Genomic DNA, 25,994 nt, shown 5'->3' with positions numbered 1-25,994 from the left:
TCGGCTCATGGAGTCCTCCCATGCCACCAGTGTCCCCGCTCGCGGCCGGTGTCGACCGGCGACTGTTCCTGTCCTCCCTGCTCGGAATCGCTGCCGTCGGGCTGAGCGGCTGCGCGGGGGCCACTGCCGCCGGCAACGAGGCCGAGGCCGCGGGGGCCGTGCTCGCCCCGCCGGCGGCCGAGGTGCCCGCCGGTACGAGCCTCAAGGTCGCCTCGTACCAGGGCGTGCAGCAGCTCCAGTTCAAGTTGGCGGGCCTGACCGACCTGCCCTTCACCGTGTCCGACTGGCTGAACATCGGCGCCGGCCCCGACGTCATCAACGCCTTCCGTGCCAAGTCCCTGGACCTGGCGAACAACGCGGGCATCCCGCCCATCCAGGCGCACTACCAGGGCTACGCGGCGAAGATCGTGGCGATCGACATCACCCGCAAGCCCAACTACCTCTTCGCCACCAAACCCGGCAGCGATATCGAGGACGTCCAAGGCTTCAAGGGGAAGAAGCTGGCCTTCTCGCAGGGGCAGGCACAGGGAGTGGTCCTGCTGCGCGCCCTGAAGAAGGCCGGGCTGACCCACGACGACGTGAAGCTGGTGCCGCTGACCAGCAATCAGTTCCTCACCGCGCTCCAGGCGGGACAGGTCGACATCGCCCCGCTCGCCAACCAGCAGGCCCCGGCCTACCTCAAGCAGTACGGCCCCAAGGGCGCGCACACCATCACGACCGATGTCGTGGACCTGCTCAACCTCCTGTGGGCGCCCGCCACCGTCCTCGCCGACCCCGCGAAAGCCGCCGCGATCGCCGCGTACATCCCTCGCTGGGCCAAGGGACAGGTGTGGGCGTACGAGCACCCGGACGCCTGGAACGAAGAGTTCTACGTCAGGACCCAGAACCTCACCACCGCACAGGCCCAGTCGATCACCGCGCTCGCCAACAAACCGCTCTTTCCTCCGAGTTGGGACGAGGCAGTGAAGTGGGAGCAGGAGACCGCCGACCTGCTGGCGGAGGGCGGCTTCGTGAAGAGGTTCACGGTCGACTCGCTCTTCGACCGGCGCTTCGAGGGCATCGCGGCCAAGGCCGTCCCCGCCGAATACCAGAGGTGACGGCCATGACCACCACCGCGACGCCCCTCCTTGTGTCCGCGCCCACCGAAACACCCCCGGCGGTACGCCCGACCAGGCGGCGCAGCCTCGCCCCGGGCAAACGGCTGCCCGCCTCCCGCCTCATGGGTCCGTCCCTGGTCCTCGCCCTGTGGGCCGCGGCGTCCGCGGCCGGACAGCTGGACCCCGCGGCGATCCCGTCGCCCTGGACGGTCCTGCGCACCACGGGCGACCTGTGGAGCGGTGGCACCCTGCCCACCGATGTGCTCACCTCACTGGAACGCGCCGGATACGGGTTCGCGCTCGGGCTGTCGGCCGGTGTCGTACTCGCACTCGCCGCCGGACTCAGCCGGATCGGCGAGGCGCTGATCGACGGAACCGTCCAGCTCAACCGTGCGATTCCGACCCTGGGCCTGATTCCGCTGTTCATACTCTGGCTCGGCATCGGTGAGACCTTCAAGATCGCGATCATCGCGATCGTCGTCTACGTCCCGATCTACCTGAACCTGCATGCCGCGCTGTCGGGCATCGACCACCGCTATGTCGAACTCGCCGAGGCGCAGGGCCTGTCCAGGATCCGTTTCATCCGGCAGATCGTCATCCCCGGCGCCCTGCCCGGCTTCTTCGTCGGGCTACGGCTCGGGGTGACCGGTTCCTGGCTCTCGCTGGTCGTCCTGGAGCAGATCAACGCCACCAGCGGCCTCGGCTACATGATGTTCCAGGCCCAGAACTACGGCCGCACGGACATCATCCTCGTCGGCCTGCTGATCTACGGAGTCCTCGGCCTGCTCTCCGACAGCGCGGTCCGCCTCGTCGAACGAAGGGTGCTGTCGTGGCGACGCACGCTGAGCAACTGACCACCGACGTCACGACCCCGGCAGTCCGCCTCACCGGGCTCACCCGCTCCTTCGAGGGCCGAACGGTCCTCGACGGCATCGACCTCGCCATCCCGGCCGGGCAGTTCACGGCCCTGCTCGGCCACAGCGGCTCCGGCAAGAGCACGCTGCTGCGGGCCATCGCCGGGCTGGACCACCGGGTCGCGGGCAGCGGCGACCTGACCGCCCCGGCCAGGGTGTCGGTGGTCTTCCAGGACTCCCGGCTGCTGCCCTGGTGCCGGGTGCTGGACAACGTCCTGCTGGGCACCGACGGCAAGGAAGCCGTGGGGCGCGGTCGCGCGGCCCTCGCCGAGGTGGGTCTCGCGGGGCGCGAGAGGGCCTGGCCCAACGAGCTGTCGGGCGGCGAGGCCCAGCGTGCCGCGCTGGCCCGCTCCCTCGTCAGAGAACCCGAACTGCTCCTCGCCGACGAGCCGTTCGGCGCCCTGGACGCGCTGACCCGCATCCGTATGCACACACTCCTGCGCGAGTTGTGGGAGCGCCACCGGCCCTCCGTCCTCCTCGTCACGCACGACGTGGACGAGGCGATCGTGCTGGCCGACCGGGTGCTCGTGCTCGACCGGGGCCGCATCGGCCTCGACCTCACCATCGAGCGCCCACACCCGCGCCGGTACCGCGACCCTCTGCTCGGCGGCTACCGCGAGCGGCTCCTCGCCGCCCTCGGCGTGACGGAACACCAGGACCACCAGGACCACCAGGAACACGAGAACGACCAGGAGGACTGATTCCGCCTCGGCGCCGCCGACGCTTTCAACATCATGCCCGCGGTCCTGCCGTCCGGCCTCGACCGGTTCGTCGACCACGTGGTGCCCATCCTGCGCCGGCGCGGCCTGTTCCGCAGGGAGTACGGCCCCCGGCAGACCCTGCGCGAGCGCTACGGCCTGCCGCGCCCCGCCAACCAGCACACCTCCCCGACCCCGACCCACGTCTGGAAAGGCAGAACCCCACACATGTCCGACATCGAGTTCCGCAAGGTCACCGCGCACATCGGCGCCCAGGTGTCCGGCGTCGACATCGCCAGGCCTCTGGACGCCGAGACCGTCACCGCCCTGCGTACGGCCCTCAGCGAGCACAAGGCCCTGGTCTTCGACGACGTCGACCTCAACGACGAGGGCCAGCAGGCCTTCGCCCGCCACTTCGGGGAGCTGACCACCGCACACCCCACCGTGCCCGCCGTGGCCGACGCCCCCAACGTGCTCCCCGTCGACAGCGAGCGCGGCCGCGCCAACCACTGGCACACCGACGTCACCTTCGTCCTCAACCCGCCGCGGGCCAGCACCCTGCGCAGCATCACCGTCCCGCCCTACGGAGGCGAGACACTGATCGCCAACGCGGCGGCCGCGTACCGCAGCCTGCCCGAACCGCTGCGGGCGCTCGCCGACACCCTGTGGGCCGAGCACACCAACGACTACGACTACGCGGTGCCGGACGAGGAGGTCGACGAGGAGAAGGCCGAGCAGCGCGCCCAGTTCACGTCCGTCACCTACCGAACCGCCCATCCGGTCGTACGGGTCCACCCGCTGACCGGCGAACGCGGGCTGTTCATCGGCGGATTCGCCCAGCGGATCGTCGGCCTGTCAGTGGCGGAGTCCCGCAAGATCCTCGAACTGCTCCAGGCCTACGTCACCCGGCCGGAGAACATCCTGCGCTGGCGCTGGTCCCCGAACCAGCTCGTCCTGTTCGACAACCGGATCACCCAGCACTACGCCATCGACAACTACGACGGCCTGCCGCGCCGCCTGCACCGCGTGACCGTCGCCGGTGACGTGCCGGTCGGCATCGAGGGCAAGGAGAGCTACTCGATCGCGGGCGACGCTTCGCACTACACGTCCGTCTACACACCGCCGACCGCATGACGCAGGCATGACACATGGGGGGCCTGTCTCCACTCGGGGAGAGGCCCCCTCATGGTGCAGGTGGGGCCATGAGTGCCAGCTGGTGAGTAGGACGGCTGTGGGTGCAGGACAGGCTGCTGATCGGGGTGGAGCCGGACGAGCTGGGCCACCAGGCCCGCGCCGAGTCCGCCACTCCTGTGGTCACTGGACGGTCCACTCCCAGGATGCGGCCTTCATGTAGTCCTTGTCGTCTGTCACGTCCGTAGCCCAGGCGAGTCGGGCAGGGGGGTTCGACTCGTCCCCGGCGAAGACCGTGCAGAGGGTGCGGGTCTCGCCCATGTCCCAACCCATGTATACGGGTGGGACCTCGCAACCACCGTCGACATATCCCGTGTGGACGGTCGGCCGCTCCGCGACTTTCACACCGTTTTTGTCGAGGGCCACGGCATGAGCTCCGAGGTCGGGGTTGGCGACTTGCGGCTTACCCTCCTTCAGCGTGTAGGTGATGTACACGAAGTACGGCGTATCACCCTTGAGTTCGCCCGGACCGACCGTGTCCCAGCTTAGGTATTTCGCCTGCTCAGGGGTTCCCTTGACGATCTTCTTGGCCGTCACCTCGAACTTCCCGCCTTCGGTGTTCGCGGGTTCGTACAGCTTCGGGGCCGGCTGGCCCATCGCCAGCGCGGGGCCCCACGCCCACTTCGCGGACGGACTCGCGGCCGGGCTCTCCTGGCCGGTCTCGCCCTTCGCCGCCCGGCCCTCGGAAACGCCAGGCTTCCCGCCCCCTCCGTCACCGCCGCAGGCGGTGAGCGTGAGTCCGAGGGCGCAAACCCCGTACAGGGCCTTGGAGCGGCGGTGCATGCATTCTTCCTTCTGCTACAGATCCCGGACGGGGGAGGAACGGGAGCCTGAGCATGCCGAACTCCCCCTGGCCGCGCTCGCGCGCGTCGTGTACATGCTAAGTGCCTCCTCGCGACGCCCGTCCATCCGCCTGCACGGGAGGCCACCAGGCCATCATCGGCACCAACCCCGGCACCGGTCGGCTCAGTGATCCCACCCGTACCACTCCGCTAGCATGTTCGACCTCGCGGTGATCGCCCTCATCGTGTCCTTCACCGGAAACCATGCTTCCGGCGCGAAGAGTGATGAAATCCGGAAAATCGACTAAGCGAGTGAGACCGATAAAAGTGCGGGTGCTTTCACGAATAGACGGCCGATCGGAGTCCGCCGCGTGGCGTCAACCACGGGTGATGCTGTGGGCTGCGGTGGGTGTGGTCGCTCTCGGTTTCCTCGTCGCGTTGGAGATCGCCACGCGTAGCTACGGCGTGCCGGGGCCGCTCACCAATCAGGCGCGCGAGGTGATATTCGCACCCAAATCGGGGCCGCTTCTTTACGCCAGCATGGCTTTGATGATGGTGGTGCTCACCTGGCGGCAACGATTTATCGCGGTGGGTGCCGCCATCGGAATCGACATCATCTTCTTTCTCGTGCGGTGGGCCGTGGACGCCAAGATGATGTTCGGCAACGGCGCGCTCTGGGTGATCCTGGGATGTGCGGCCATCGCGGTCACGCGCCGCACCGGCCGGGAACGTGTCCTGCTGCTCAAGGGCGTCGGGCTGGGCCTGGTGCTGGTCGCCGGCCGCAAGACCGGCGATGCCTGGCTGCTCATCACATGGAAGACCCGCCCGACGGTGCTCGACCAGTACGTGGCAACCGCCGATCACGCGCTGGGCAACCCGTCGTGGGTCGCAGGCCGGATCGTCGAGGCCACCGGCCCGATCGGCGCCCACGTTCTCGACTGGGTCTACATCCAGCTCGCGGTGGGCGCGGTCGCCGTCGCGCTGTACCAGCTGCGTAACGTGGCGGTGGAGCGCCGCTTCCCGGGCCACCACCTGGTGCGCACCTTTCTGGTGATCGGCTTGCTCGGGCCGGCCATCTACATGATCTACCCGGTGGTCGGACCGATCTTCGCCTACGGCGCCGACGGCGGTCACTGGGCGGTGGCCAACCTGTGGCCGGACACGCCGTCGCCGGTCAACGCCCCGCACCCGATGCCGTTCGACGGGATCACGCCGCGCAACTGCATGCCCAGCCTGCACACGGCATGGGCCACCGCGATCTTCATTCATTCCCGCAAGGGCCCGAGGATCCTGCAATTCGGCGGCGCGTTCTGGCTGATCGCGACGCTCGGCGCGACGCTGGGATTCGGCTACCACTACGGCGCGGATATCATTGCGGGCGTGGTGTTCGCATTCACGATCGAGGCAGCGCTGCGCTCGCTCGACCGTGGCTGGGATCGCTCGGGAATCCGGCTGGTCGCTTATGGAGCGGTGGTCTTTACCGCACTCTTGCTGGCGTATCGCTATCTGTCCGTGGAGATGGCCGAACATCCGTGGGTGTTCGGACCGCTTCTCATTCTGGCGATGACCTCAGTGGTCTACGGCTGCGTACGGACCACCAAGCTGTGGGACGCGAAGGCCGCACCAGTGCGGCAGCCGGAACCGCAGCCGCAACCCGAACTGGTTTGATTTCGTGGTGCATCACCGGACCCCGGTGACTGCGGCCGAGGCCAGCGTTCGGCAGGCGTGCCGGGAAAGATCGGAGCCCCCCGCGGAACCCCCGGCGTCCACTCCCTGAGTGGCGGCCCCCGCCCGTACGCTCAGCGCGAGGTGCCCGGCACGGGCGGGGCGCTCGACCGTGACCCGGGGCGTGCGCGGGGTGGACGGTGAGGGGCACACGGCCATGGACCTGGAGATCGAGATGGACCTCCCGCAAGGCGTTCTCGCCGGTTCGATGAGTACGGGGCTGACGGTCGGCCTGGTCCTTGCCGCACTCGTGCTTCTCGCGGCCGCGCTGGTGGCGGTCGTCCTGACCGTCCGGCTGGTCCGGGCCCGCAAGATCCTGCGGGACGCCGGCATCCCCCTGACCCACAAGGCCGCCTACTGGGGCGCGCTGCTGTACGTGATCAGCCCGGTCGACCTGCTCCCCGACCCCGTCTACCTGGACGACATAGGAGTCCTGCTTCTGGCCCTGCGCACCGTGCAGGCGGCGGCCTCGCGGGGGAGGGGTGAACCGGACTAGCCGTCCGGCCTGTCCGGATTCCGCGACGGGCCCGGGCCCGGGCACAACCGCAGCGATCTCACCCAGGTGATCCCACTGCTTCAGGCGATACCGCCGGTGCGGGGGGAACGAGGCAGTCGGCCTCAGGCTGGCTTGCGCCATACGGAGATGTGCTTCGCGGAGTCCTGGGTGAACGGCGCCCCGTCCCAGTCCGCGACGCGACGTTCCAGTTCGAGGCCGGCGATCCGTGCCATCAGGTCGAGCTCTGCCGGCCAGGCGTACCGATGCCGGGAGTTGCCGCGGCGGTAGCGGCCGTCGTCGCCCTCGCGGGTGAAGTGGTGCGAGACGAGAATCTGCTCGACCAGGTCGAAGGTGTCGAAGCCGAGATGCTGTTCAGAGACGTCGAACGGCACCGCGACCTGGCCGGGAGGCAGGAACCGCAGTGGCGGCACGCCCAGTTCGATGACGAATCGGCCGCCGGGCGCCAGATGACGTGCGGCGTTGCGGAAGCATTCGACCTGCTCGTCCTGCGTGAGCAGATTCGTGATGGTGTTGTAGACGAGATAGACCAGGGTGAACTCGCCAGGGACGACGGTGGTGGCCATGTCCCCGATGACCACCGGGAGCGTGACCTCGTCGGCCTTGCGCCGCAGGACCGCTGCCATGTGCTCGGACAGTTCTATGCCCACCACCTGCACGCCGCGTGCCCGGAGCGGGACGCCCACCCGACCGGTTCCGATGGCGAACTCCAGAGCCCGGCCGTCTCCGGCGAGCTCGGCGAGGAAAGCGAGAGCCGGTCCGAGGACGGCGGCCGAGGCCATCCCGGTCTCTTCGGCGTCGTAGCGGTCGGCGGTCGCACGGGTCCATAGCTCACTGCTCGTCACGGGCGGCCACTTTGCCGGGTGCCGAGGGGCGCTGTCGACGCATTTACCCTTGGTTGCTGCCGGGACGCGCCAGCGACCTGGTTTTCGGTCAACACCCCCGGTACGGTGCCTCGGAGTGAGGGGACGGAACCGATACGCCCTCCGGGAACGCGCGGGTGACCGCCGCCATGCGGTTGGAGACCTGCAGTCGTCGGTAGGCGTTCTCCAAGTGCTTGCGCACGGTCCCTTCGGACACTCCCAGTCGGCGGGCGATCTGGACGTTGGTGTGTCCGGCGGCGAGCAGGTGCAGCAACTGCCATTGCCGGGGCGTGAGCTGGGGAGTGGGGTGCCGACGCCGTTCGGCTTCCAGATATGCCTCGTACAGGTGAGGCCGCAACAACGTGAGCAGCGCGCGGTCGCGCTCGGAGAAGTCCCGGCCGGGCCCGCGGAACAGGAATATCCGCAGAGTCCGGCCGAGGGGGCTGGTCCCCGGCGTTCCGGCGGGCATGCAGAGCGTGAGCTCGTGCTCGATCCCCAGTGGCCGATAGTAGTCGGTGTACATGCCGGTGCTGTGCCATTGCCTGGCTGAGTAGAAGTCCGCGATCGTCAGGACACTGCGCAGGTCGGCGCTACGGTCGGGGTAACTGCAGGGCTCGCAGTCCCAGTAGTGCTCCCAGTGCGTCAGGTCGGCGGCTTCATCAGGTGTCTCGTCGCCACCAGGGCCGACCTGTGTCAGCCACCACGCCCGCCGGTGACTGTCGAACCCCGCGACGGTCAGTTCGTCACAGCGGATCTGGCCCATCAGGTCACTGAGCAGGGACGGCGGCAGCCCCTGCGCCGGCACGTCGGTGCGGGTCTCGGTGACCATCCCCGCCAAGGTGCGCAGATCCAGGTCGCTGACCGACAACGAGTTCCCCATCGGGTCCCCTTTCATCCGCAGACCGGTCTCAGATTACTCAGCGGCCGTGGTCCCCGGGCATACGCAGAACCTCGTATAGCAGCCGGGCCACGGACCAGCCGATGCTGAACGCGACCGACCGTGACGCGGTGAATCAGGGCCTGCATCCGCTCACATTTGGCTCGGGCCCGAAGGGGGAGACAACCATGCGAGTCCGCGACAAGATCTTCGGAGGGGTGCTGGTGGCGTCCTTGGCCACCGTCCTGAACGTGGCAGGAGCAGGGGCAGGAGCCGCCAGCTCTGCCCCGCTCACGTCTGCGCTCGTCACACCCGTCGAAGCGAGCGCCCACACGGCGTCCGTGTCGGCGCGCACCGCCACCGCGGCAGCGACACCGCTGGTGTTCGACGTGAACGGCACGTTTACCGACGGGGGGTCAGCGAGGCCGGTGATTTCGGACGTCAACGACATCCTGACGGTGGACATGTCCTCCCAGCATCGTCCGACCGCCACCGGTGTCGTGATCAACAGCGACACCATCCTGGTCACTTTCCCTGATGACGCCACCTACAGCGCGAAGCTGCAGGCGCCGAACACCATCAGGTGGTCCAACGGTTCGACCTGGCAGAAGCTCAACCTGGTGCGGGTGCCGGACGTGGGCGAGGAGACCCGGCTCGTGGCCACGTCGATCCTGAACTCCGCGGGCTTCGCCGTCGGCAGGGTGACCACAGTCGTCGACTGGAGGTGCAATCACGACCACACCGTCTCCGGTCAGACTCCGGGCGCCGGCACATTGGCCGTCCCGGGAACCGCGGTGAACCTCACGATCGGAGTGCTGCCAACGGGAGGGCAGTGTCCGTGAGTTGCCAGTCAGGAACCGGCTGTCCGCACGGACAGCCGGTTCCGCCCAAGCAGGGAACGAAGCCCCGCCGCACTGGATGAACGACGAGAGCGGCAGACGCGACGGGGGCTGGAGACGGCGCGGAAGCCACCGCGGCAGTCCCCGACCCTACTTGGAGCGGTGGCGCTGAGCTGTGCCCTTGCGGGTGTCGCGGCGCAGCGCCGAGCGGATTTCGAGGAGCGCCGTGCCCCACGCCCAGATGGCCAGTGGCAGCGCCCCGACCTTGATCCAGAACCACACCGATCGGGGCTCGGGGTCGGCGAGCAGGTCGTACCCGTACCGGACGCTGAGCGCGCACATGGCCGCGGCCGGGATCAGCCGGGCGCGCGCTGAACGGCTCGTGCGTCCCGGGTTGTCGGCCAACCGCATCGCATACACCTCGACAGGCCCGAACTCCTCGGCCGCGCCGCCGCCGGACGCCCGCAGATGGTCCCGAGCCTCCTCCCGGCAGCGGGCCGCCGCCTTGGGTGAGTATCCGTGCCGCCCTCTGAGCAGCGTTTCCAGGCGCGCCAGCCAGGCGTCGTCACCGACCGGCTCCGCCGCGGCACGCCGCCCGAGGAAGCAGCGCGCGGCCCGCTCGTCGGGCAGCCGGAACCCCGCGACGGCCAGCAGCGCCCCGACACCGAACAGTGCGGGCGCCGGGACCTCGACCAGCGATCCGGAGGGAACCGCGGTGAACAGGACAGCGGCTGTCACCGCGAGGGCGCAGACCGCCGCCAGCGCGATGCGCCAGGCCCGCAGCCGCGCGGCCGCCCGGAGTTCGGGCAGCACCCCGGACACCGTCACGGAAAGCACGGTCAGCAGCGCCCCGCCCGTCAGCTCGGTCCATCCGGCCGTCAGCCAGAACCCGTCGCTCACCCAGAGCACGATGCCGAACAGCACTGCCTGAACGCCCGCCAGCACCAGTCCCGCGGTAAACCGGCCGCCCGCCACGAGTCCGTCCAGGCCTTCGGTGCTGCGCCGCGTCTCGCTGATGCGCTCGGCCGCGACCGTATCGGCGTAGGCGTTCGGTTCGCCCACTACCTTGCGTATGGGCTGCCCGGCCTCCGCCGCGATCTCGTGGACCTCGGTGAGTGCCGCGTCGGCGAGCCCGTCCGGCGGGTTGTGGTGGTAGGCCAGCGCGAGTTCGAACTGTGCCGCCCACCGCTCGTCGTCCTTGCACGTCCAGACCGGCCGCTGCTCGGTGCCGCGCGTCATTGATCCTCGCCCCCGTGGTCCCCGGGTGTCGTCCGTGCGGGAGAGCGGTCCCCGGCCAGCGCGCTCACCACGTCGTCCAGGGCCCGCCAGGACCGGTACTCCTGTGCGAGGCGGGTGTGTCCGGTGGGGGTGAGGTGGTAGTACTTCCGCCCCGGCCCGCCGTCTCCCGCGCTCCACCGCACCTCGACGGCGCCCTCTTCCTCCAGTTTGCCGAGGGCCGGGTAGAGGGTGGCTGCCTTGAGGCCCCCGAGCCCGGCCTCGCCGAGCCGCTGGATCAGTGCGTAGCCGTAGCTCTCGCCCTCGGTGGCCAGCACGCCGAGCAGGCACAACGGCAATGACGCGCGCAGCCACGCGGCTTGGATGTCCGGCATGACCCCTCCCGAGCAACCCGACTAGTTCGATTATTAGAATAGTCGATGGATCGGAAGAGTTGTCCAGGGGGGGAGGGGGGCAGAGGGGCTGGGGAGGGGGCAGAGGGGACCTCTCCCATGTCCGACCGTCCCTGGGAGTGGGACTCCCGTGGGCCGGGCCCCGACGGACCCGGCCCGGGGTTTGTGTTACCTGAAGAGGCGGTCGCCGCTGGTGGCCATGCGGTGGGTCGAGCTGTGGCGGTTCACCCAGTCACGGACGAGGTTGACGGCGTTGGCGCACTGCCAGTTGTCGTCGTACTCGCGTACTCCGGTGAAGGCGCCGTAGCCCGCGATGATGCCGTCCACCTGTGCGTCGCCGAGCAGTTTGTCGACGTACCACGGGTCGTTGTAGGTGGTCGTCCAGGACAGTGTGGCCGCGAGCCGTCCAGCGGCACGGTCCTGGGCGCCCTTCTTGAGCTCCGCGCACGTGTTGTAGGTGGCTTCGGTGCAGTTGCCGAAACCCTTGGTGATGTCGCTGTCTCCGTAGTCCATCGCCCGGTGACCGGTCGGGAACCCGGAACCGGACCGGTTGAAGGCGCTCTGGGCCTGGTCGCGGGTCCCGGTCGTCGTGATGCCCTCCAGGCTGCCGAGCCTGCCTTCCAGACTCTTCCAGCCTCTGCCGCCGACGTCCGGCGTGCTGCCGCCGTGGTACTCGTAGAAACCGTAGAGCACCTGGATCCCGGCAGCCGTCAGCCGCTGCGCCTTGTCGCGCAGTCCGGCGACGCTGCACCCACGGTTCGGCTGCTCTCCGCAGTAGTTCGGGTCCTTGATGTCCAGCCACACCAGCGCCAGCCGGCGCCCGGCGTTGGCGTGGGAGACGATGCGGTCGATCATGCTGTCGAAGCTGGGGCCCCGTCGGTTCTCACCGGCCGAGGAACAGTCATGATAGGCGCGCCATTCGTTGGGGTTGTACCAGGCGCAGACGTCGATCTCGATGCCGTTGGCGCCGTGCTTGAGCGCGGCATCCACGCCGTCCAGGGTGTCGACCCGGTGCGCGATGGCGTAGATGGCGTGACGCTGATCGCCGGCCGCGGCCGGGGTCGTGCTGAGCGCGGTGGCACCGAGGATCCCGCACAGCGCCATCACCAGCGCCAGTACCATCCGCGGGCCGGTGCCATGTCGAAGGTGAGTGGTCAAGAAAGGTTCCCCCTCATGTGTCGTGAAGCGAAGAGCGGCAGTTCGAGCCGCTTGTCCATGGCGGGACGGAAGGCGCCGTGAGCCGTTCCTTGTCATGAAGCGTCGGCCGACGGCACATGTCCCCCCCCCGATCCCGGTGTGCCGCCGGCAGGCTCACCACAGACTTCGGCCCACCCGCCGACTTGGTCGATGCCGGTGGGTGCGGTGCCTGGACTCTCCGAGCCTGCGGGGTGCTCTGCCCGGCCGTCAGGGAAACCTGACACCTGGAGACGTTGGAACGCGGAAGATGGCGTGTTCGGGCAGCTGGTTGTGCCCTGATGGCCCTGACCTGCGCGCCCAACCCTCGACGAGACGAACGGTGATCCGTCGGCCTTCGGCGAGATCTGCTCAAGGTCGGGCGTGGCAGAGCAGCGGCCTGGCTGTCCTTCGGCAGCGGAGTCGGTCCGACGGAAGGCACCGACCTGCGAGGACTGGCTTCGTTGTCAGCGCAGGTCCTCGACGGAGGCGAGCTGGGCGCCGATGGGCTGCAGTACCGCGTCGACCACGGCCTCCACGAACTCTTCTCCGGCCGGGAGTTGCCGTAGCAGGATCCGCATCCACACGGCGCCCGCGATGAGGTCTACGAGAAGGGCGGGGTCCGTGTCCGCGGACAGTTCGCCGCGGGCGACGGCACGGGCGAACAGCGGCCGTTCCCGTTCGAGGCGGTCGGCGAAGAAGTCCCGGGTGAGAAAGGCGAGTTCGTCCTGGCCGCCGCCGCTGAGCATGGCACGGGCGACGGGGCCGGTGCGCTCTCCGTTCACCAGGCGGGCCATCTGTCCAGCGAGTGCGATCAGATCACCCCGGAGGTTTCCGGTGTCGGGGATGTCGATGTCGAGCAGCTGGGAGCGGAGCAGTGCGGCCCGCAGCAGTGGCCCCTTGGACGGCCACCACCGGTAGATCGTGGTCTTGTTCACCCCCGCCTTCTGTGCGACAGCCTCCACGGTCAGCCGCTGGTAGCCGCGCTCGATGAGTAGTTCCAACGTGGCCTCGTGGATGCGTTCGGCGGCGCGCGGACCGGTGCCTGCCGTGCGTCGCCGGGGACTGCTCGTGCTGGATTCGCCCATGGCGCTAGTGTAAAACACAACGCAACGTTGCGTTGTGTTTCGGGGTGATTCCGGGGAGGAAGCATGGCTCGTGTGAGGCGCAGGACAACCGCGGATCTGGCGGCGTCCGCGCAGACGCACGTCGTACCCACCGGTGTCTACTGGGGGTTGTTCGCCGCCTGGGCGGTCAACGATGTGGAGGAACTGCTCACCATGGCCCCCTGGTCCCGCTCCGCCGGACCGCGCCTCAAAGCCCGCTTCCCCCGGGTCCCGGACGCGGTGTGGAAACGAGTGGAAGTCACCCAGCCGCAGGTGAACACCGCGATCGGCTTGATGGCCTTGGTGATGGCAGCCGCCGCGGCGGACGGTGCCCGCACCCGGGGGCACAGCGCCTTCTTCCGCACCGTTCTGACCGGCTTCGGCCTCCACGGTGTGGTGCACCTCGCCCAGTCGGCCGCCTATCGCGGCCTGACCCCGGGCGTCGCGACCTCCCCAACCGTGGTCATCCCCTACAGCGTGTGGGCACTGTCCCACCTGCGCCGCGCGGGCCTCCCACCCGCCTCCCCGGCCCTCGGTCTCGCTCTGTTCCCCGTCGCGGCGGGCACGGTGCACACGCTGGCGCGGCGCCTGACTCGGACGACGCAGCAGGCAACGGAGGCGTGAACACCCGGGTCCCGCGCCGTTCGAGATGACCTCTTGGCTCACACGACAAGCGGGCTCATCGTGCGTGGTCGTCAAGAGAAGCCCCGCCCGAGGATTGTCACTGCGCTCCGTCTGCAACCGATGTCCCAGCTCAGGCGTCGGGCAACACATGGAACGTGAATGGCTCTTCTGTCTCATCCCGCTGACGATCGGCGTGGTTTTCCTCAGCTTCGGTGTGTACGGGCTCCGCCGTGCCAAGGCGCTGCGCCGCAGTGGTGTCAGCGCCAGGGCGCGGATCGTCCGCCACGACGTGGTGCGCAATGACGACGGCGCCAGGTTCCACTACCCGGTCGCGGCCTGGACGGCCCGGGACGGGCGCACCTGCGAGTACGCATCCAGGTTCGGCCGCGCAGGCGTGGGAAACGGCTTCGGCGTGGGGGCGCACGTCATGGTCCGATACGATCCGCAAGCCCCCGACCGGTTCGCCATCGTGGGCTGGGACACGAGAAGTGTCGACCTGCTGTTCACCGCGCTGGGGGCGGTGTTCACCGTGGGGACGGTGACCGTCCTGGCCGTGCGGCTCCTCACTCTCTGAGTGTGGCCGGCTCTCAGCCTGCCCACCGTCGTGATGCGTCGCTGCGAGCTTGTTGGGGGGCGCCTCTGAGGCGACGCAAACGCAGTGTGTCCGGCGCGGGCGGTGTGGACGCCGCACCGGACATGTAACGGTCGGTCAGGATGCGGTGCAGGAGCCGATCGCCGGGCCGTGCTGGTGCCGTGGTTGCCGGGCGAGTTGATTCGTGGAGTGCCATCGTGCGGTTTCGGTGCTCGGCCGATGCCCCCACCCCGCCATCGGCCGAGCACCTGGAGCCCCCCGCTCGCGTGGGAACGCGGCGCGGCCGGGGGTGGCTTCGGATCAGCGTCCAGTCGCGTCCGTGCTGATCAGGGGGTGGTAGTACGGTGCGTCGCCTCGGCCGGGCACATACTGTGCCGCGGTGCGGGCCGCCGTCCTCATGCGCTGCGTCAGCCAGGCAGCCACTCCAAGAAGGTGCGGCCATCAACGCCTCCCGTGCCTGAGCGAGAGCGGAAGCGGTGAGTCGCGGTGGTTCGGGGCTGGTTCAGCCTCTTCGCGGTTCCACGCGTCCATCGAACGGCCGGGGTCTGGGACCTGCCAGGGACGGTACGCCGCTATTGGGTCGCTGGCCATACCTCCCACCCTGGGGAATTGAGAGAGAAGCGGGGCCTTCCGCGCGTGCCGGGCCGGAACAGGGTGGCCTGGTCAGCCGGCTTGGAGGCTGAAGGGCGGATACGTGTCGGTGAGCAGGCCGACGTAGGCCTGCACCCGCAGGTTGTAGCGGTAGACGCCGACGAGGAAGTTGCGGAGCCCCTGCGGATATTCACCGGTGATCAGCACGGCGAAGAATCCCACGAGCACGACGGCCATCGCCGCGAGGCTCAGCGCGAACAGCACCAGGTAGTGCGGGACGGCGAGGAGCCATTTGACCAGTGGCTGCCACCGTGACATCCGCTCGGGGTAGGCGAACGTCACGAGGGTGTGCGAATCGACGCCGTCGTCGTCCGCGGTGGCCTGGAAGTCGAACGGCGGGTAATCCTCGCGCAGAAACAGCACGTAGCTGACGACGCGCCACTCGTAGCGGAAGGTCATGGCGATCGCGTCGAAGAGCGGACGGGGGATGCGCCGGGTGAACAGCACGGTGAAGAAGGCGATGAACGTCAGCACCCCACGCAACAGGCTCAGCGCGTAGGCGATCAGCAGTTGCGGGACGGCGAGGAGCCATTGCACGAGCGGTCGCCAGCGGGCGATCTCACGTGTGCCCTGAAGGTCGAGTTGAGCGGGGTAGGGGGTGGCCAGTGACATGGTGCCCTCCTCGGGCAGCCGTTCACGGATGGTGACGGGCCGTTGGGCTTGGACCTGGCCCCAAGGCGGGCCCTGAGTGCGCACTTCTTCGCATCGACGAGGGGCCCCATGATCGGTGGCTTACAACGTAAGCTTACTTTGTAAGTCGTACGCTTACGTCATAAGCCTGTCAAGGCCCAGGACCGGAGGACGCGCATGAGCCACCCGGAACCCGCCCCCCGCCCCCCGTTGACCAGGGACCGCGTGCTGCGGACCGCCGTCGCTCTCGCCGACACGGGCGGGATCGAGTCGCTGACCATGCGCAAGCTCGGCGTGGAACTCGGGGTCGAGGCGATGTCGTTGTACCGCCACGTGGCGAACAAGGTCGACCTGCTCGACGGCATGATCGACAGCGTCTTCGCGGAGATCGACCTTCCCTGCGGCAAGGCCGGCTGGCGGACGGCCATGCGCCGACGGGCCATCTCGGCCCGCGCCGTCATGTCGCGCCACCCCTGGGCGACGGGGCTGATGGAGTCGCGGACCACTCCGGGCCCCGCGACGCTGCACCACCACGACGCCGTGATCGGAACGCTCAGGGAAGCGGGCTTCTCGATCGAACTGACCGCCCACGCGTTGTCCGTTCTGGACAGCTATATCTACGGGTTCTCGCTGCAGGAGGCCGGCCCGCCCTTCGGCACCGCGGAGGAGACGGCGAAGGCCGCGCAGACGATCCAGGCACAATTCGGCGCCGGTCAGTACCCCCACCTCACCGAGATGACCGTCGAGCACATCCTGCGGCCCGGCTACGACCACGGAAACGAGTTCGTGTTCGGACTCGACCTGATCCTCGACGGCCTTGAGCGGGCCCGGCGGACGGGACTCTGACGACACGACCTGGGGACTGTGTGAGGTTGTGATCAACTTGAGGGTTCCGTTCTCATGCGGGAACGGAAGCTGGTAGGGCGGTGGGTGTGACGCATAGTCAACTCACGGGCAGGTAGGGGGAGTTCCGCAGAGTCTGCGCGCGCCGCCGGGTCCCGGAGCTCGCCGGGGAGGTGGTGTGATCGACCAGCAGCAACTCTGACCGGTCACCTGATCGCGCATCGGCTTCTTTGAGGCTTGGTCGGTGACCTGCGGTGACGTGTTTCCTCAAAGAATCTTGGTCCAGGCGGCCATGAAACCTGAGCCGGTGCGCACTACCTAGCTGCCAGGGCAGCGGCGGCGTCGCTGGAAGGGGTTCGTGCTTCACCCGGGTGTCCCGGTCCTTGGCGCTGTCGCTACTAGCGCGGGTTACACCTCGCAGACGTTTGAAAGGAACCGCCCATGGCAGCGCAACGCACCGAACCGGGCGATATGCCTGGTTCACGTGTGAGGGTGCCGACAAAGAGCGGCCCAGCGCCTTACAAGTGGGGAGAGGAGGAGATCGCGGGCGCCTTCGTCGAGCACCTGACCGTTGTTGCGGCACGACGGCTGGAGGACCTCGACAAGTGCCGTGACCTGGGGCAGGAGGCCTACAAGCTGCTCGGTGAGGCCGTCGAGCGGGGCGTCACCATCACGACGAACGAGCGGGCGTACGCGGTCGGGATCCTGTACCACCTGATCAACGCCCACCTGCGGGATCAGTACCACCTCAGCGACGAGGAGCCCCCGGAGCGGGTCGTGTTCGTCGATCTCGGAGCGTCCGTCGAGTTCGAGGAGACCCTCGCTCTCGTACGGGAGGCACTGACGCCCAATCAGTACGCCTGTTACGTGCTCCGTTACATCGACGACCTTGCCGCGCCGGACATCGCCGAAGTGCTCAGCCTTCCCGTCGAGAAGGTCCATGGCTACCTCCACCGCGCCCGCGAGGCCCTGAGTCGGCCGGCGGTGAAGGCACTGCTCGACCCTCAGGTGTGAGCGCCCTGGTTCCCGCTTGGGGATTACGGCCCGCGGTGTGTGAGAGCCGCTGCGCGCCGCGGATCGTGATCCCTTTGCGGGGCCTAGCGGCCTCAACACCGAAGATCAGGGAGAGAATCCGTGTCAGATCTGCACACACTGCTCCTGGAGCAGATCCGGGAGCGGGACGCACGCGTCCGTGATGCGCTTGCAGCCTCGCGAACTGATTCTTCAGGGCCACCCCCTCCTGAAGACGACTCTGTCGAGAACCTGGGGGACCCCGACAACGTGAGCGGGCAGGATGAAGAGACTGAATCGGTCAGTGGCTGGTCAGGCACCGCACCGGTGCCGCGTGCACGCAGTGGTTCTGCCATGCGCCGCGAGCTTGTCGCGGTGGTGACGCTCGCCGGAATGGGCATGGGAGCCGCCATGGCGACGGCACCCGTCAGCATCGTGCTCCAGGTGGCAACACTCATGGTGCTCCTGTGGGCTGCGACGGTAGCTGTACTTGTCTGCTGCCAGGGCGGTGACCGAGCTCCTCAGGGAAACGTCTGGGGCTGGTTGCCCCGCCAAGTGAACGCCTGACGCTGGCCCGCTGCGCGCCACATCCGTACCCAGGCAGCGGGTCTGAGGGACACCTCGAAGGACGGCCATGAGGAGGTTTCAGTGATCTGACTACAGCTCAGCCGCAGCACTGTGGCTGTGACCGACTCACACCACGCTTGCCGGGGGCTCGAACACGATCGCTCGGAGAGGGGCCGTCGTGTATTGCCTGACTGAGAGCAGGCGGACAGCAAGGACCAGTGGGCATCGACGCAACATCCGGGGATGACACCAGGCTGACGATGCCGCGGTCCGTCACGAAGGACACGTCTTGCATGTCGTGACCTTGGGGGAAGTGTGCTGGTGGGTGACGAGCTCGGGGGAGTTGTCACCCACCAGCACGGCAGGAAGCGGATCGCGCCCGCAGCCCGGGTCGGTCCGTCAAGACAGTCATGACCTGATCGAGAGGACCGTCATCATGAAGACACACACGACCGCAGTCGGCAGTCCGCCCCCGGCATCCCGGCTGGGTCAGCGTGAGCTGCTGTCTACGCCACCCGAGTGCCATTCCTCAGGTCCCACACGGTCACCTGGGCTTTGTCACGTACCAGTTGGAAGGTGCCGTGCCGGGATACACGGAAGACGCCAGGTGTACTTCGTGATCCGGGATCCGGCACGGGTGATCGGGGGGCAGGGTTGGGCTGCAGGGCCGATGACCGTCCGAAGACGCGGTCCCACATCCTGCCCCACGGACCGCGCATCCCCGGCCGGACTTCGCACGCGTCCAGGAAGGCACTGAACTGGTCGTATGAGCTGGGCAGTGCCTTGCGGGTGATGATGCGGTGCGCAGTGCTGTGCGGGCGGCGGCCCATCCCACCCGCCTGTCCCTCCATGGTCTCCATGGAGGGCGCCCCTGCGCGTTCGAGAGTTCGATCAGTACGGCCGACAGGTCCGCTTCATCCCGGACAAGCGCCAGGACGGGCGGCTCGGGGCGGCGAGGCCGAGTCTCCTGTCGTGATTCGTAACGCGCCTTGCGCCACAGGGACTTGGCGCGCTCCATCGCCCTCTGCGTCTCGTCCGGGTGCTCCGCGTAGTAGACCAGGGCCCGAGCGGTGACGGCCACGAAGGACGCGACGACCGGCCAGGGCGGGACTGTCGCTCCGCCGGCAGCGGCCCGCTGCAGCGTGTGTCGGCTGTACTCGCTGTGCTCGGCGAGCTCGGAGTATGAGTGCGGGCCGAGCGCGCGGCGCGTGCGCAGGAAGGCCGCGAGCTGTGCGTTGTGTCGCAGGGTGCGGTCGATGGGTTGTTCCTTGCGGCCCATGACGTCCCCCCTTACTGGATCGCGCCGAAGACAGCCCGCATCACCTTGCGCAGGCGCCGGGAGGACCGGATGTGCAGCGCCGTGATGGTCACGGTGGCGATCAGACCTGTTCCCAGGAGCAGTTGCAGGACGGCCGACAGCGGCATGCCGGTCTTGGCGAGCACCGCCGCGGTGACGACGAGGACGATGACGACGGCCGCCTCGGCGCCGCCCAGTCGGCGCTGGGAGGGGAGCGCTTCGTCGTCCGGTACGTGCTCCGGGGACGGTGATGAGACTGGGTGTGTAGGGGGCTTGCCTGCCATGGGGGTTCCTTCCATGGCCGCCCGGCGGCCGAGTATCCGCCGGGCGGCTGCTACTGGCTCCAATTCGGTGAGAACCAAGGGCGGTTGGCGGCGCCTTGGCTTGGTTCCCGTCCTGCTGTACACCAGCATCTCAGGCCGAACGGCCCCTCTATCCCCGCTCGTATGGTCATCGGGGTTTTGGTGCATGTGCATCCCGGCGTTGCTCCGGGCGGGGGCTGCATGGCCAGGGAACTGTGGTAGCAGGAGGACGATTGACGAAGTTCCTGGTCACAGGCGTGCGGTACGGCAACCATGCGTGATGACGTACGAAACCGGGCCTGGGATGCTCATCCACATCCCATCTGTGTTTGCGCGTACGCCTTCTGCTTGCGATGCTCAGCGTACGAAGCAGCCCCTCCCCAGTGGAATGGGTGTGCCGTGTCCTGATTGCTATTGGCTCCAACCACAGCTGACCAGGGCGTTTACGGGTCTATGTTGGCGCATGACCCGTACCGAAAGGCCGGTCCCCGTTTCTGAGGGACCGGCCTTCTGTACGTACAGCGGTCGGCATGGCCGCCGGTGCTACCCCCAGTGCAGCACCATCTCGTCGACGCGCTTGCGCAGCCGCTCGTCCTCTTTGTGCAGCGCGAGCATCGCCTGGAGCTGGTGAGCCGGCGATATCCGCTTCGAAGGCGTAACCCCTGCGGAGTTCCTGCGTGACCACGGTGGAGACCGCCCCTGGATGTAGCCAAGGCCCAAAGCTCACAGCCGGACCGCACGCGCGGCCTGACGTTTCTCCAACTGCCGCGAGAGCCACCACGTCAGCTTGAACACGAGTGCCGCCCAGACCAGGCACCCCCCGCCCATCGCCGCGTTCTGGCAGGCCAGAAAGAAGATGCCGGCGGCGATGCCCGCGAGACAAAGAACCGCCGAGCACGCCAGGGCCGCTCGGCGTACCCAGTCGCCCATCAAGGACCGGATCTCGCGGACCATATTGGCCTGGATGATCGGCGGGGTGCACGCCGCCCAGGCGGCCAGGCGAGCAGCCTTGCGCTCGCGCTCATGCTTCTGCACGGCCCGGGACGCTTGGGCAAGCGCACCAGCACCACCAAGGCCCGCTGCTGCCAGCGAGCCGTTCAGCAGGATCAGCCAGTACGCGCCGAACACACCACCCGCCGTCGTCAGCACATAGCCAAGGATGTACGTACCTTTCAGCAGCACGTCGGTGAAATATGAGCGCGTCTGCTCACGGACCATCTCAAGGTTCATCGCGTCCTCCGATCACTTCGAGCAACGGGGGCTCAGCCCGGTCGACATGGAAGTGTCGGAAGCGACAGCCTTTGTGGCTGCACGCGCTGTGATTCTCGACGGGACCGCCATGCTCCAGATCGCTTCCGCCGGGCCCGGCCTATGTTTTGACACCCCTCCTACGTCCCGGACGGCTGGGGCTTCTACCTGGAGTTCCGGGGCGGCAACAATTCGACGGGATACGTCGCCTACTGACGGCGGGTGGCGGATCCCGCTGCCGCCTCCCCTTTTTGTGAAGCCCGGCGGCGGTCCGGCGTACCGCCGCCGGCATGGCCGCCGCCGCGGTGGGTACGACCCCTCCCGTACAGCGGCGTTGCGGAAGTGGCTGAAGAGCGAAGGGTGTCGGAAGTGATTCGAAAGCTGCAGGCGGTCGCGTTGGACTGTGCCGATCCGGTACGGCTCGCGGGGTTCTATGCGGATCTGCTCGGCGGCCGGGTGGTGGCGGATGCGGAGGATTCCGACTGGGTCGAGGTGCACGGGTTCGAGGGGACGCCACTGGCCTGCCAGCGGGTGGACGGTTACCGGGCGCCCGAATGGCCCGGCCAGCAGTTCCCGCAGCAGCTCCACCTGGACTTCGATGTGGACGATCTCGACGGGGAGGAGAAGCGGGTGCTCGCCCTCGGTGCGACGGTGCTTGAGCGCACGGACCAGCTCCGCCCTGGGGCCAACTGGCGGGTCTACGCGGACCCGGCCGGCCATCCGTTCTGCCTCTGCCTTCACTGAGCCCATCGGGCCCACCGCAGCCACTGTGGCGGCGTTGACGTCAGCGACATCTATCCCGTGGAGATCTGCGGTGCTGGCAAGGAGGGCGCGGTGGCTCTCACGAGGTGGGACTCGGCGGAGGACACGCTCGACACGGCCAGTCGGCCCGGCAGTCGGTCCTCTTCCCACTCGTCGTCCACGGCCCACTCCTCGCCGGCCTCCGGTCGGGGGATGGTCAACGGCATCAACCCGTGGCCAGGACCGGCGGGGCCGTTGCCCAACCTCCGCGACGAAGGACCGGTACTCCACCGGCAGATCGGCGCCGTGGGCTTCCTCGAACGCCCTGATCTCCGCCTCCGGCAGCGGGGGTGTCAGCTCGTACCGGTGGCGTATCCGCCCCGAAGCGCTCCCGCCCTGGGTCCCGTGCTGCCATCTTGCGTACCCGAGCGCGTACGGCGCCCGCGTCCCAGCTCTCCATCCAGCGACCGTGGCAATGACGCCGACGCCCACCGACACGGGACAGTCTCTCTCGACACTTGCCCAGATCTAGAGGCTCCTCTAAATTTAAAGTGCTCTCTAAGTGTTACGAAGGGGTGTGTGCGTATGGAGCCGGTCGAAGGGGGACTGCGTGAGCAGCACAAGGCTCAGCGGCGGATCCGGATCCTCGACGCGACGCGTGAACTCCTGCGGGACAGCCCGGAATCGGTGATCAGTACCGAGCGGATCGCCGAGCTAGCGGAGGTCGCCCCGGCCACCGTGTACAACCTGATCGGACCGCGCGACAAGATCTGGGAGGCGCTCGCCGCCGGGTTCATGGACGAGTTGGAGCGCCGCCTGGCGGTGCTGGGAGCCGATGACCCGAGGGAGGTCGTCAGGTCGACCGTCCGGCTGTTCGTGGGCGACCCGGTCGTTTCGCGTCGCATGGTGCGTGAGTGGGAGGAAAGCGGCCTCGTGCTCGAACGCAGTCCGCTCACCCAGCTCCGCCGGGCGATGGCGGACGCACAGACACAAGGCCTCCTGCGCGCCGACATCGACACCGACGCCTTGGCCGCCGTTGTCGCCACCTCGTGTGTGGGCGCGCTGCATCAGTGGGTCGCCGCCCTGATCGACGATGACCGGTTCCTCGCGCGTGCCCTGTTCGCGCTGGACGTCGCACTCGCCGCGGCGGCTGCGGATCCTCACCGCGAACAGTTGCTGGCGCCGCTGCGGACCCGAGGTGCGGTATGACGGCCGGCGCACTGCCACGGCCCCGACGCTTCGTGGGACGCGGAGGGATCCAGCTCGCGGCCGATGTGTGGGGCGAGGCGTCCTCGCCGCCTCTTGTCCTGCTGCACGGCGGCGGCCAGACGCGACACACCTGGGATCGGACCGGCCCTCGACTGGCGTCGCTGGGGTGGCGGGTCATCGCCCCGGACCTGCGAGGGCACGGCACCAGCGGATGGTCGGCCGATGGTGACTACGACCTCGACCTGTTCGCCGACGACGTCCGGGCGCTCGTCGCCGAACTGGGCGAGCGGCCGATGCTCGTCGGTGCCTCGCTCGGCGGCCTGAGTTCGCTGCTCGCCGCCGGAGAGGTGCCCAGGGCGGTGATTCGCGCCCTGGTGCTCGTCGACGTCGCTCATCGACCCGATCCCCGCGGGGTTCGTCGGATCATCGAGTTCATGCGCCGCCGGCCGGACGGATTCGCCGGCGTGGGGGAAGCGGCCGCGGCGGTGTCCGCCCACCTTCCGCATCGCCCACCTCCGGGCGACCCCGAGAGGATACGGAAGAACCTGCGACGCCACGGCGATCGCTGGGTCTGGCACTGGGACCCCCGGATGCTGGACAGCTTCGAGGGCCGGATGGACCCGCCCGGCATGGCGGAGCGTCTCCTCGATGCCGCGCGCCACACCGCCGTGCCGATCCTGCTCGTCCGCGGCGGCATCAGCGACGTGGTGCGCAAAGACATCGCAGAGGAGTTCTGTGACAGGGTCCCCAACGCGCGGTACGTCGATGTGGCTGACGCGGGGCACATGGTGGCTGGCGATCGGAACGAGCACTTCATCGATGCGATCGTCCCGTTCCTGGAACGGATCAAGTGAGCGTGTAGCAGAGCCACTTTCTCAAGTACTTCGACAACTACGCCCAGACCTACTCTCCGGGCCGTCTACGCCGACGGTACTTCGAGGTCTCGAAGTGCGTCGTTGATCTCCGGCTTATGGAGTTGACGGTGCGTGTGGTTGCCGCGTACTGGGACGCGGGTCCTTCTGCGCGGGCCGGGGAAGAAGCGGTTCACGGTCATCTGGTACTCCGCGTAGGCGGGGCGCTTGCTGACGCTGAAATGCTCGGCTGGTACCGCTCCGGTGTAGTGCACCATGGTGTAGTACATGAGATGGGCCGTGCGCAGCAGTCCGACCACCAGCAGGGCGGCGAGCACGCCATTGTGCTGGTCTCGTGAGGCGAGGGCGGACGGGATGGCCAGTGCGGCCAGCGCGACCCATTGCAGCCAGTGGAAGAAGTAGTTGGGGTGTCGGCTGTAGCGCCACAGGCCCACGGTGCAGACGTCGGTGTCAGTGTTCTGGCCCTGAGTGAACGTTCTCTTCTGCCGGCTCGCGATTCGTTCGAGACCGAAAGCGGTCGCCCACAGGATTACTGCGGCAGTCTCGTAAGCGCCGAAATGCGAGGCGGAGTCAGTCGATACGATGATGCCGGGAAGCGCGAGGGCCGAGGCGTTGGCCGTGGCCTGCAGCATGATCTCGTACTGGATGGACAGCCGCTCGCTCCTGAACCCTTCCGCGGTCCAGCGCTTGCGCTGGTAGATGTAGCGGGGGAAGTCGCGTTGCAGCAGCCGAGGTGTGTACAGACGCACCGTCAGCAGACTCATGCGCCCACCGGACCATAGATAGAAGCCGGCTATCGCCGCCACCTGTGGTGTGAAGGTCTGAGCAAACACAGCGGTCTCGATTCCGATGCAGAAGACACCGAACGACCAGGCGAAGTCAACGTACGAGAGCCGCCCGGTATGCCAACCGGGGATACTGGCCGCCGCAATGAAGATCGCAAGTTGAATTCCAAGGTTGCAGATCGCAAAGGTGCGGGTCATCGGGATAGCTGCCAGGGGGAGCCAGCAGGCCAGGAATGGGATGAAGTTGATGATTCGAGTTTTCAAGGAATCTCCGTTCCGGCCCTGGAAGTAGACGGGGGCTGTTTCAACGGAAAGCTTCCCGTTATGCGGCGAACGCTAAGCGTGGCTTGAGTGCCCTGTCAATATCCTGAGAGTTATGCGGGCAGGCGCTGTGTCGAGCGTGAAAGATTTGACCCGTAGGGTGAAATGAATGCGAAAGATTTACGGGGCAACCGGGCTCGACCAGGCCTCCGGGGGCGGTCGACTCACGGGCTTCGGCGGGATGACGACGAGCGCGGCAGCGATCACGACTCCTGGACCGGCTCGGGAACCGTTCCCCAGGATCCTGCGTGATCTCCCGATGTGTAGTCGGCTGGTGGAGGGGACCGTATGAGAACGCGGATGATGGTGAGCATGGCGGTATCGGCCTGCGTGGCGCTGATGGCGTGCGCGTGCGGTCCGGAGAAAACGAACGAGGGCGCGGACGCGAAGCCTTCGCAGTCGTCCGCGTCCACGCGGGCAGAAGAGCCGTCGGCCACGCCGTCCGCGTCCGCTCGGACCGAGGAGCCGTCGTCGAAGCCGTCGTCCACGCCGGCCCGTAACCAGCCCGCACCCAGGACGAAGGAGCGCGCGATCCAGCGGTACGAGCAGTACCTCCACGCTCTCGGCCGTGAGGACATCGCCACGGTCTGCGAAGTGGCCGGGCCCGGCGCGAAGAAGGCGCAGGACAAGGGATTCGGTCCGTGCACGTCCACGTACGTCGCTGTGTTCCAGATGATTTCACCCGCGCAGAAGAAGGCCCTGCAAACCGCGACGGTCGACCCGCGGCGCATCTCCGTGCGCACGCCCGACAAGATCGAGATGCCGCTCGAAGCGGTCAGGTCCTCCGCCACCTTCTCCGAGAGCGACCTCGGCAGCTACACCCTGGAGTACCTCAAGAACGACTACTACATCACCGACGGATCGTGACGCGTCGCCGGTGGGACGGACCGGGCG

28 protein-coding genes are annotated in these 25,994 nt (G+C 68.0%); 16 read left to right on the top strand and 12 right to left on the bottom strand.

Features of this window, described 5'->3' with window-relative positions:
- The first annotated feature begins 20 nt into the window (after positions 1-20).
- The 4 genes from OG965_RS03960 to OG965_RS03945 all read left to right on the top strand — a co-directional run bounded on the left by OG965_RS03960 (position 21) and on the right by OG965_RS03945 (position 3,843).
- Positions 21-1,097 carry an ABC transporter substrate-binding protein gene (locus OG965_RS03960; RefSeq protein ID WP_371649116.1) on the top strand — a complete coding sequence of 359 codons (1,077 nt, stop codon included), beginning with the start codon at positions 21-23 and terminating at the stop codon, positions 1,095-1,097.
- Between the two features lie 5 nt (positions 1,098-1,102).
- The gene (locus tag OG965_RS03955) at positions 1,103-1,951 is read left to right on the top strand and encodes an ABC transporter permease (protein WP_371649114.1); all 849 of its coding nucleotides are present in this window, start codon (positions 1,103-1,105) and stop codon (positions 1,949-1,951) included.
- The gene (locus tag OG965_RS03950; RefSeq protein WP_371649112.1) at positions 1,927-2,712 is read left to right on the top strand and encodes an ABC transporter ATP-binding protein; all 786 of its coding nucleotides are present in this window, start codon (positions 1,927-1,929) and stop codon (positions 2,710-2,712) included. Before OG965_RS03955 ends, OG965_RS03950 begins: the two co-directional genes overlap by 25 nt.
- Positions 2,713-2,937: 225 nt before the next feature.
- Positions 2,938-3,843 (top strand): TauD/TfdA dioxygenase family protein, encoded by a 906-nt coding sequence (locus OG965_RS03945; RefSeq protein ID WP_371656837.1) that lies wholly within the window; start codon positions 2,938-2,940, stop codon positions 3,841-3,843.
- Between the two features lie 180 nt (positions 3,844-4,023).
- On the opposite strand, the gene OG965_RS03940 is transcribed toward OG965_RS03945, so the two are convergent.
- Positions 4,024-4,683, bottom strand: a complete 660-nt coding sequence (locus OG965_RS03940; protein ID WP_371649110.1) for a hypothetical protein — start codon at positions 4,681-4,683, stop codon at positions 4,024-4,026.
- A 389-nt stretch (positions 4,684-5,072) separates the two neighbouring features.
- On the opposite strand from OG965_RS03940, the gene OG965_RS03935 reads away from it, so the two are divergent.
- Together OG965_RS03935 and OG965_RS03930 are read left to right on the top strand one after the other, a co-directional pair.
- Complete coding sequence (locus OG965_RS03935; protein ID WP_371649108.1) at positions 5,073-6,350, top strand: phosphatase PAP2 family protein; 1,278 nt, start codon at positions 5,073-5,075, stop codon at positions 6,348-6,350.
- Between the two features lie 169 nt (positions 6,351-6,519).
- Positions 6,520-6,903 (top strand): YkvA family protein, encoded by a 384-nt coding sequence (locus OG965_RS03930; RefSeq protein ID WP_371649107.1) that lies wholly within the window; start codon positions 6,520-6,522, stop codon positions 6,901-6,903.
- A gap of 122 nt (positions 6,904-7,025) precedes the next feature.
- Here OG965_RS03930 and OG965_RS03925 read toward each other — a convergent pair whose 3' ends face one another.
- Positions 7,026-7,766, bottom strand: coding sequence for a class I SAM-dependent methyltransferase (locus tag OG965_RS03925; protein WP_371649105.1), 741 nt, complete (start codon positions 7,764-7,766; stop codon positions 7,026-7,028).
- A gap of 88 nt (positions 7,767-7,854) precedes the next feature.
- Positions 7,855-8,664 (bottom strand): LuxR C-terminal-related transcriptional regulator, encoded by an 810-nt coding sequence (locus OG965_RS03920; RefSeq protein WP_371649103.1) that lies wholly within the window; start codon positions 8,662-8,664, stop codon positions 7,855-7,857.
- A gap of 101 nt (positions 8,665-8,765) precedes the next feature.
- Between OG965_RS03920 and OG965_RS03915 the strand changes: the two genes are divergently transcribed.
- On the top strand, positions 8,766-9,503 hold the full coding sequence (locus tag OG965_RS03915) for a PASTA domain-containing protein (protein WP_371649101.1): 738 nt from the start codon (positions 8,766-8,768) through the stop codon (positions 9,501-9,503).
- Between the two features lie 147 nt (positions 9,504-9,650).
- Here OG965_RS03915 and OG965_RS03910 read toward each other — a convergent pair whose 3' ends face one another.
- The 4 genes from OG965_RS03910 to OG965_RS03895 all read right to left on the bottom strand — a co-directional run bounded on the left by OG965_RS03910 (position 9,651) and on the right by OG965_RS03895 (position 13,389).
- Complete coding sequence (locus OG965_RS03910) at positions 9,651-10,739, bottom strand: hypothetical protein (RefSeq protein ID WP_371649099.1); 1,089 nt, start codon at positions 10,737-10,739, stop codon at positions 9,651-9,653.
- Entirely contained in the window at positions 10,736-11,110 is a 375-nt protein-coding gene (locus tag OG965_RS03905; protein WP_371649098.1) for a PadR family transcriptional regulator, read from the bottom strand. Before OG965_RS03905 ends, OG965_RS03910 begins: the two co-directional genes overlap by 4 nt.
- A 186-nt stretch (positions 11,111-11,296) precedes the next feature.
- On the bottom strand, positions 11,297-12,286 hold the full coding sequence (locus OG965_RS03900) for a phospholipase (RefSeq protein WP_371649097.1): 990 nt from the start codon (positions 12,284-12,286) through the stop codon (positions 11,297-11,299).
- 482 nt (positions 12,287-12,768) lie between these two features.
- A complete protein-coding gene (locus OG965_RS03895; RefSeq protein WP_371649095.1) occupies positions 12,769-13,389 on the bottom strand; it encodes a TetR/AcrR family transcriptional regulator in 621 nt (206 codons plus the stop codon).
- Positions 13,390-13,452: 63 nt separating this feature from the next.
- Between OG965_RS03895 and OG965_RS03890 the strand changes: the two genes are divergently transcribed.
- Positions 13,453-14,031, top strand: a complete 579-nt coding sequence (locus OG965_RS03890) for an HXXEE domain-containing protein (protein WP_371649094.1) — start codon at positions 13,453-13,455, stop codon at positions 14,029-14,031.
- A 148-nt stretch (positions 14,032-14,179) separates the two neighbouring features.
- Complete coding sequence (locus OG965_RS03885; RefSeq protein ID WP_371649093.1) at positions 14,180-14,605, top strand: DUF3592 domain-containing protein; 426 nt, start codon at positions 14,180-14,182, stop codon at positions 14,603-14,605.
- 681 nt (positions 14,606-15,286) lie between these two features.
- Here OG965_RS03885 and OG965_RS03880 read toward each other — a convergent pair.
- Positions 15,287-15,886, bottom strand: coding sequence for a DUF4389 domain-containing protein (locus OG965_RS03880; protein ID WP_371649092.1), 600 nt, complete (start codon positions 15,884-15,886; stop codon positions 15,287-15,289).
- 195 nt (positions 15,887-16,081) lie between these two features.
- On the opposite strand from OG965_RS03880, the gene OG965_RS03875 reads away from it, so the two are divergent.
- The 3 genes from OG965_RS03875 (at position 16,082) to OG965_RS03865 (ending at position 18,325) form a co-directional block, all read left to right on the top strand.
- On the top strand, positions 16,082-16,750 hold the full coding sequence (locus OG965_RS03875) for a TetR/AcrR family transcriptional regulator (RefSeq protein WP_371649091.1): 669 nt from the start codon (positions 16,082-16,084) through the stop codon (positions 16,748-16,750).
- 489 nt (positions 16,751-17,239) lie between these two features.
- The gene (locus OG965_RS03870) at positions 17,240-17,761 is read left to right on the top strand and encodes an RNA polymerase sigma factor (protein WP_371649090.1); all 522 of its coding nucleotides are present in this window, start codon (positions 17,240-17,242) and stop codon (positions 17,759-17,761) included.
- Between the two features lie 120 nt (positions 17,762-17,881).
- Complete coding sequence (locus OG965_RS03865) at positions 17,882-18,325, top strand: hypothetical protein (protein WP_371649089.1); 444 nt, start codon at positions 17,882-17,884, stop codon at positions 18,323-18,325.
- Between the two features lie 1,290 nt (positions 18,326-19,615).
- On the opposite strand, the gene OG965_RS03860 is transcribed toward OG965_RS03865, so the two are convergent.
- Together OG965_RS03860 and OG965_RS03855 are read right to left on the bottom strand one after the other, a co-directional pair.
- Positions 19,616-19,906: a hypothetical protein gene (locus tag OG965_RS03860; RefSeq protein ID WP_371649088.1), complete on the bottom strand. Its 291-nt coding sequence runs from the start codon at positions 19,904-19,906 to the stop codon at positions 19,616-19,618.
- A gap of 741 nt (positions 19,907-20,647) precedes the next feature.
- Positions 20,648-21,154: a hypothetical protein gene (locus OG965_RS03855; RefSeq protein ID WP_371649087.1), complete on the bottom strand. Its 507-nt coding sequence runs from the start codon at positions 21,152-21,154 to the stop codon at positions 20,648-20,650.
- A gap of 387 nt (positions 21,155-21,541) precedes the next feature.
- Here OG965_RS03855 and OG965_RS03850 point away from each other — a divergent pair, with 387 nt between their 5' ends.
- Positions 21,542-21,916 (top strand): VOC family protein, encoded by a 375-nt coding sequence (locus tag OG965_RS03850; protein ID WP_371649086.1) that lies wholly within the window; start codon positions 21,542-21,544, stop codon positions 21,914-21,916.
- 50 nt (positions 21,917-21,966) lie between these two features.
- Here OG965_RS03850 and OG965_RS03845 read toward each other — a convergent pair whose 3' ends face one another.
- Complete coding sequence (locus OG965_RS03845; protein WP_371649084.1) at positions 21,967-22,134, bottom strand: hypothetical protein; 168 nt, start codon at positions 22,132-22,134, stop codon at positions 21,967-21,969.
- A gap of 364 nt (positions 22,135-22,498) precedes the next feature.
- Between OG965_RS03845 and OG965_RS03840 the strand changes: the two genes are divergently transcribed.
- Positions 22,499-23,122: a TetR/AcrR family transcriptional regulator gene (locus OG965_RS03840; protein ID WP_371649083.1), complete on the top strand. Its 624-nt coding sequence runs from the start codon at positions 22,499-22,501 to the stop codon at positions 23,120-23,122.
- Positions 23,119-23,976: an alpha/beta fold hydrolase gene (locus OG965_RS03835; protein WP_371649082.1), complete on the top strand. Its 858-nt coding sequence runs from the start codon at positions 23,119-23,121 to the stop codon at positions 23,974-23,976. The genes OG965_RS03840 and OG965_RS03835 overlap by 4 nt, the downstream gene beginning before the upstream one ends.
- Before the next feature lie 65 nt (positions 23,977-24,041).
- On the opposite strand, the gene OG965_RS03830 is transcribed toward OG965_RS03835, so the two are convergent.
- On the bottom strand, positions 24,042-25,043 hold the full coding sequence (locus OG965_RS03830) for a DUF1295 domain-containing protein (RefSeq protein WP_371649081.1): 1,002 nt from the start codon (positions 25,041-25,043) through the stop codon (positions 24,042-24,044).
- 369 nt (positions 25,044-25,412) lie between these two features.
- Here OG965_RS03830 and OG965_RS03825 point away from each other — a divergent pair, with 369 nt between their 5' ends.
- Positions 25,413-25,967 carry a hypothetical protein gene (locus OG965_RS03825; protein ID WP_371649079.1) on the top strand — a complete coding sequence of 185 codons (555 nt, stop codon included), beginning with the start codon at positions 25,413-25,415 and terminating at the stop codon, positions 25,965-25,967.
- Positions 25,968-25,994: the final 27 nt, after the last annotated feature.

Source organism: Streptomyces sp. NBC_00224, from assembly GCF_041435195.1.
GTDB lineage: Bacteria > Actinomycetota > Actinomycetes > Streptomycetales > Streptomycetaceae > Streptomyces.
This window is presented reverse-complemented; position numbering and strand designations above follow the sequence as displayed.

Excerpts from the sequence above, each read along its gene's own strand:
- OG965_RS03960 (WP_371649116.1), top strand. The coding sequence starts at position 21 with ATGCCACCAGTGTCCCCGCTCGCGGCCGGTGTCGACCGGCGACTGTTC.
- OG965_RS03955 (WP_371649114.1), top strand. The coding sequence starts at position 1,103 with ATGACCACCACCGCGACGCCCCTCCTTGTGTCCGCGCCCACCGAAACA.
- OG965_RS03945 (WP_371656837.1), top strand. The coding sequence starts at position 2,938 with ATGTCCGACATCGAGTTCCGCAAGGTCACCGCGCACATCGGCGCCCAG.
- OG965_RS03940 (WP_371649110.1), bottom strand. The coding sequence starts at position 4,683 with ATGCACCGCCGCTCCAAGGCCCTGTACGGGGTTTGCGCCCTCGGACTC.
- OG965_RS03935 (WP_371649108.1), top strand. The coding sequence starts at position 5,073 with ATGCTGTGGGCTGCGGTGGGTGTGGTCGCTCTCGGTTTCCTCGTCGCG.
- OG965_RS03920 (WP_371649103.1), bottom strand. The coding sequence starts at position 8,664 with ATGGGGAACTCGTTGTCGGTCAGCGACCTGGATCTGCGCACCTTGGCG.
- OG965_RS03915 (WP_371649101.1), top strand. The coding sequence starts at position 8,766 with ATGCTGAACGCGACCGACCGTGACGCGGTGAATCAGGGCCTGCATCCG.
- OG965_RS03910 (WP_371649099.1), bottom strand. The coding sequence starts at position 10,739 with ATGACGCGCGGCACCGAGCAGCGGCCGGTCTGGACGTGCAAGGACGAC.
- OG965_RS03905 (WP_371649098.1), bottom strand. The coding sequence starts at position 11,110 with ATGCCGGACATCCAAGCCGCGTGGCTGCGCGCGTCATTGCCGTTGTGC.
- OG965_RS03895 (WP_371649095.1), bottom strand. The coding sequence starts at position 13,389 with ATGGGCGAATCCAGCACGAGCAGTCCCCGGCGACGCACGGCAGGCACC.
- OG965_RS03890 (WP_371649094.1), top strand. The coding sequence starts at position 13,453 with ATGGCTCGTGTGAGGCGCAGGACAACCGCGGATCTGGCGGCGTCCGCG.
- OG965_RS03885 (WP_371649093.1), top strand. The coding sequence starts at position 14,180 with ATGGAACGTGAATGGCTCTTCTGTCTCATCCCGCTGACGATCGGCGTG.
- OG965_RS03880 (WP_371649092.1), bottom strand. The coding sequence starts at position 15,886 with ATGTCACTGGCCACCCCCTACCCCGCTCAACTCGACCTTCAGGGCACA.
- OG965_RS03875 (WP_371649091.1), top strand. The coding sequence starts at position 16,082 with ATGAGCCACCCGGAACCCGCCCCCCGCCCCCCGTTGACCAGGGACCGC.
- OG965_RS03860 (WP_371649088.1), bottom strand. The coding sequence starts at position 19,906 with ATGGCAGGCAAGCCCCCTACACACCCAGTCTCATCACCGTCCCCGGAG.
- OG965_RS03855 (WP_371649087.1), bottom strand. The coding sequence starts at position 21,154 with ATGAACCTTGAGATGGTCCGTGAGCAGACGCGCTCATATTTCACCGAC.
- OG965_RS03840 (WP_371649083.1), top strand. The coding sequence starts at position 22,499 with ATGGAGCCGGTCGAAGGGGGACTGCGTGAGCAGCACAAGGCTCAGCGG.
- OG965_RS03835 (WP_371649082.1), top strand. The coding sequence starts at position 23,119 with ATGACGGCCGGCGCACTGCCACGGCCCCGACGCTTCGTGGGACGCGGA.
- OG965_RS03825 (WP_371649079.1), top strand. The coding sequence starts at position 25,413 with ATGGCGGTATCGGCCTGCGTGGCGCTGATGGCGTGCGCGTGCGGTCCG.